Source organism: bacterium, from assembly GCA_035703895.1.
Lineage (GTDB): Bacteria > Sysuimicrobiota > Sysuimicrobiia > Sysuimicrobiales > Segetimicrobiaceae > Segetimicrobium.
In genome coordinates this window covers 1-4,187 of the sequence record DASSXJ010000241.1, presented here as the reverse complement: position 1 = coordinate 4,187, position 4,187 = coordinate 1, and the positions used below count along the sequence as shown (strand labels likewise).

At 61.3% G+C, this 4,187-nt stretch carries 6 protein-coding genes; 4 read left to right on the top strand and 2 right to left on the bottom strand.

What is annotated here, in order from left to right; all coding sequences use genetic code 11:
- On the top strand, positions 1-625 hold a 625-nt coding region (locus VFP86_16125), incomplete at its 5' end, for a manganese efflux pump (GenBank protein ID HET9001166.1).
- 22 nt (positions 626-647) lie between these two features.
- Here the strand turns inward: VFP86_16125 and VFP86_16120 are convergent.
- The gene (locus tag VFP86_16120; protein HET9001165.1) at positions 648-968 is read right to left on the bottom strand and encodes an SPOR domain-containing protein; all 321 of its coding nucleotides are present in this window, start codon (positions 966-968) and stop codon (positions 648-650) included.
- 651 nt (positions 969-1,619) lie between these two features.
- Between VFP86_16120 and VFP86_16115 the strand changes: the two genes are divergently transcribed.
- From VFP86_16115 to VFP86_16105, 3 genes are all read left to right on the top strand, one after another.
- Positions 1,620-2,381, top strand: coding sequence for a TlpA disulfide reductase family protein (locus tag VFP86_16115; protein HET9001164.1), 762 nt, complete (start codon positions 1,620-1,622; stop codon positions 2,379-2,381).
- Between the two features lie 64 nt (positions 2,382-2,445).
- Positions 2,446-3,183 (top strand): Crp/Fnr family transcriptional regulator, encoded by a 738-nt coding sequence (locus VFP86_16110; GenBank protein HET9001163.1) that lies wholly within the window; start codon positions 2,446-2,448, stop codon positions 3,181-3,183.
- A 173-nt stretch (positions 3,184-3,356) separates the two neighbouring features.
- A complete protein-coding gene (locus VFP86_16105; protein HET9001162.1) occupies positions 3,357-3,842 on the top strand; it encodes a hypothetical protein in 486 nt (161 codons plus the stop codon).
- A 39-nt stretch (positions 3,843-3,881) separates the two neighbouring features.
- On the opposite strand, the gene VFP86_16100 is transcribed toward VFP86_16105, so the two are convergent.
- Positions 3,882-4,187: winged helix-turn-helix domain-containing protein (locus tag VFP86_16100; protein HET9001161.1), on the bottom strand; the 306-nt coding region annotated here is incomplete at its 5' end.

Here is a 4,187-nt window from a genome sequence, read left to right as displayed (position 1 = left end):
TTCAAATCCCTCCTCCCCGACCAATCTAGGGCGGCGAACCCTTCGTGACGAACAATGGCGAGTGGCGCTGAGGATTGCAACATTTGTCATTCCGCTCGGCTTCGACACGTTTGCTGTCGCTGTTGCACTTGGGCTCCGTGGCCTATACCCGCTTAGACCCGCCTTGCTATTTACGCTCTTTGAAACCGCAATGCCCCTATTCGGTCTTGTGGTCGGACGCTATGTGGGGCTTCGGTTCGGGGCTTTGGCCGTTTATATCGGGGCAATTATCATTATCGGCTTAGGCGTCCATACTCTCCGTGAGACACTGGCGGACGGTGGTGAGGCGGGGGCGCTATCATTTGAATCAGTACGGGGGATATTGCTGGCTGGCTCCGCGATTTCAACCGATGAGATCGCCATGGGGTTCCCGCTTGGTGCACTCGGCCTTCCAATCGTCGTTGTGCTGGCCGCAATTGCCGCGCAAGGCTTCTTCGCCACAGTCACTGGGATCTTAATCGGACGCCGGATCGGCACGGCGCTGGGAAGACGGACCTCCCGCATCGCCGGTCTCTCGGCGGGAGTGGCGTTCTTGTTACTCGGGAGTTACCTGCTTGTGGAACGAATGGTGCTCCGCGCCGGGTAGTTCGGTTCTCCCGCAGAAACCTTCATTGGACGGGGCTCAGAAAGGTTTCGAACCCTTTCGAGCGCAAGGTCGCGGCAAGCTGTTCGGCGCCTGTGCGGCTCATCGCCGGTCCAACCCACACCCGCAGCAGCGCTCCTTCCACTAGAGTGACCGTGTAGCCATTCGCTCGCAGTTGCCGGATGACGGCATCGGCAGACTCGCGCTGTTTGAACGCTCCTGCCTGAACGTGGAACTCGGGACGGCCCAGCGAGACCGCGAGAGGCGCGGACGTATCTGAGCCGTGGTGCGCGTTTTGCGGAGGGGTACCAATCGTGCTCGACGGGGTGACCACTGGTGCCGGCACAAGGAGCGCCGTTGTCGTCGCGGATTCCTTGACCGGCAATGGCGTTGCAGTAGATGGGGCGGTCGGACCCGCGGGAGTCGCCGGCGGGGCTTCAGCAGGCGGAGTGGGTGCGACCGGTCCGAGAGGGGGGAGGCTACGGGTCCTGGGGGTACTCGCGATGTCGGGATTCGGCTGTGTGTCAGGATATGGTCTGTACGGGTATTCTGGGAATGTCTCACTAAAAAGTTCCAAGACGAAATAGCTGAGGAAGACGCCAACCGCGCCCAGTACAAGCACGCTCGGAATCTTGGGACCAAGCTTGAGCATGCCGAGCACCCGTGCCCCTGTCTGTCGCGTAATGTGATTGACCCGATCAAGAATAGTGAACCACAACTTCCCTTCGATATCCATCCACCGGAGAGACAACAACATCGCCGACTAGAACGCGAACACAGGTTCGCCGAGACGGGCGTGTTGTCCGTGGGTGCGACTGCCGTCCTGGACTACGAGAGTCCGTGATGAGCCCCGAGTTATCACGCCTTCAGACGTACGTCGATCTCGGGCATGGATCCGGGATCGAAGACGTTGATCGGATAAGAACCGAGTGACTGGACTGGAACGTTCTGGAACGGAGCGAGCGAGAGACGTTCCCAGAAAGGCAGGGAAGGGATCGTGGATCAAGGAGACGGTGTGCGTGCGCGCGTCGGAGATCTTGCTCCGGACTTCACCCTGCCGGGCGTGAACGGCGGGCAGCATTCGCTCAGCGCGTTCCGAGGCCGGTGGGCGATCCTCTTCACCTGGGGATCCTGGTGAGCGTGCCGACAGCAGCTGCCCGTGTGGCAGCGATTCTATGAGACCCACACAGAAGCTGGGGTCGAGATTCTCGCCGTCGCGATGGATGCCGGCGGTCCCGAAATGGCACGTCAGCATGCCCTGACGGCCGGGGCCCGATACCCTGTGCTGGTCGACACGGATGGGTTCTTGGCCACACGATACGGCTTTCGCGCGATCCCGAACGGATGGATCATCGACGGCGATGGTGTGATCCGTTTCCGGCAGGTAGGAGGATTCGACATCCGCAAGCCGGACGTAGCCGAAGCCGTCGAGCGGGTGCTGGCGGGCGGCCTGTCATCCCCGGGAGACGCAACGGCCGCGTGGCCGAGTGCGGACGGCGCGGCCGCGTTCCAGGAGGGGGTACGGCTTCTTCGCACGGGGCGCAGGAGGGAAGCGCTCGGCGCATGGATGCGGGCCGCGGAAGCCGACCCCGAGAACCTGTTGATCCGCAAACAAATCTGGTTCCTGCTGTACCCGGAGCGCTTCGACCCGGAAGTCGACTTCGCATGGCAGAAGGCGCAGCGAGAGCGCGAGGCGCGCCTCGGGATCCGGAACGCGAACCCGGTTCCCGACATCTTTGGCGACAAACGGAATGGATGAGGTGTGTAGGGCCGCTTACGGCAAGGTGCCGCTCCAATTGATACTGTTTTAGGAAGGCGCTCGAATGTCGAAGCATCCAGGGAACATGAGTACGCTGAATCGGTTCGACAAGGTATGGTACCTCCGTCAAACCGGCCTGTTTGACCGGTTGGGCGAATCTGAACTCCAACGCATCGCCGAGATGAGCCGGATGCGCGAGTTTCCCAGAGGGGCGCTCATTCTCGGCCCCAATTCAGATCCCGATCTCATCTACCTGGTCAAAGCCGGCCGCGTGAAGATCTCCACGTTCTCTCCTGACGGAAAAGAACAGATCCTGGCTCTGCTGGAGCGCGGAGACGTATTCGGAGAGCTCGCCCCACCCGAGGCGCCGGTGCCCTCGCATGTCGAGGCGTTCGATCACGCTGTGGTCTGCACCCTGCACCGGACCCTGTTTGAGGAGATTCTGCGGCGCACCCCGGAGGTCGGCGTCCGGGTCATTCGGGTGCTGGCACGGCGATTGCGGGCGGCGGAGCAGGAGATTGAAGACCTGGCGCTCCGCAGCGTCCCGGGGCGGCTGGCGGCGTTGCTCCTCCGCCTTGGGGAGGAGTACGGTGAACCACATAACCAAGGGATCCGCCTTTCCTTGCGGCTGACCCATCAGGATCTCGCTCACATGGTAGGATCCACCAGGGAAACGATCACGTCGCTCATCAACCGGTTCCGGGATGAAGGCCTTCTTGCCGTGGACCACCGGGTCCTTGTGATTCTGGAGCGGGACAGGCTGCGCCAAATTGCCTCCCGCGGCGCGATTCTTTCCCGATGACTCCACCACTGCCAGGACTTCCCTGCCTTCGCCTCCGCCTGCAGAAGCGCAGCCTGCCCGGCGGCGTCGAACGCCGCCGGTGCCTTGGCCGGGCACAGTAACAGGAAAAGGCCGCCGAGGCATGCAAGCCTACCAGAGGAATACAAGTCACGTGGCGCTGGGGGCGGGGGATCGTGTCGCTTACGTTAGTCGTGACAATCCTTGCCGGCATGATCCTCGTGAGCATCGTCATGCTGTCCCTCAACCATTACTTCTATATGCGGAGGCGCCTCACGGACGTACGGCTGGAGTCGATTCACGAGATCAACTGGCTCCTGGCACAATATCTCACCAACTGGATCACCGACAGGGACTACGTACCCAGCGAGGACTTCTTGCATACGTTTCGGGCCGCGACCTCGAAGACCTGGGCCTTATTTTCCGACACCACGTGTCAAATCCTCAAGCAGATTGAGGCGATGGTCGACCCCGATCTTGGAGCCCCCCCTGGAGGCAAGAGGGATGTCGAGGCTTTTCTACAGGCGCAGGATGCGGCGCTCCGGGCGCTTTACAGGGAGACCGGGCTACGGGTACCGCGCTCACTTCTATCAAGGAGCACTGCCATGGTGTCTTCTAGTGAAAAACACCCTTCCGAGGGGGTCTCAAATCCACTCCAATAGCATTGCATAGATTGAGTATCGCGTATTCCTCGCTTCGACCTATCCCGCACGTCCGGGCGCTAGCAACCTGTATCCGATACCGCGGATCGTCTGGATGAACCGCGGCTCAGCAGCATCATCGCCGAGCTTCTCGCGCAACTTGCCGATGTGAACGTCAATGGCCCGATCCACCACCGCCGCCTCGTTGAACGCATGCATGGAGGCGAGGAGCTGGTCTCGTGTAAAGACGCGGCCGGGGGATTCCATCAGCATTCGGAGCAACTTAAACTCGATAGCAGTGAGCCGCACCTCCCGACCATCCACAAACACCTCGTACCGGTCGACATCTATCACAAGGGTGCCACG

What these genes read in the sequence shown, in the direction of transcription:
- VFP86_16110 (HET9001163.1), top strand. Translation starts at nt 2,446, where the DNA reads ATGTCGAAGCATCCAGGGAACATGAGTACGCTGAATCGGTTCGACAAG.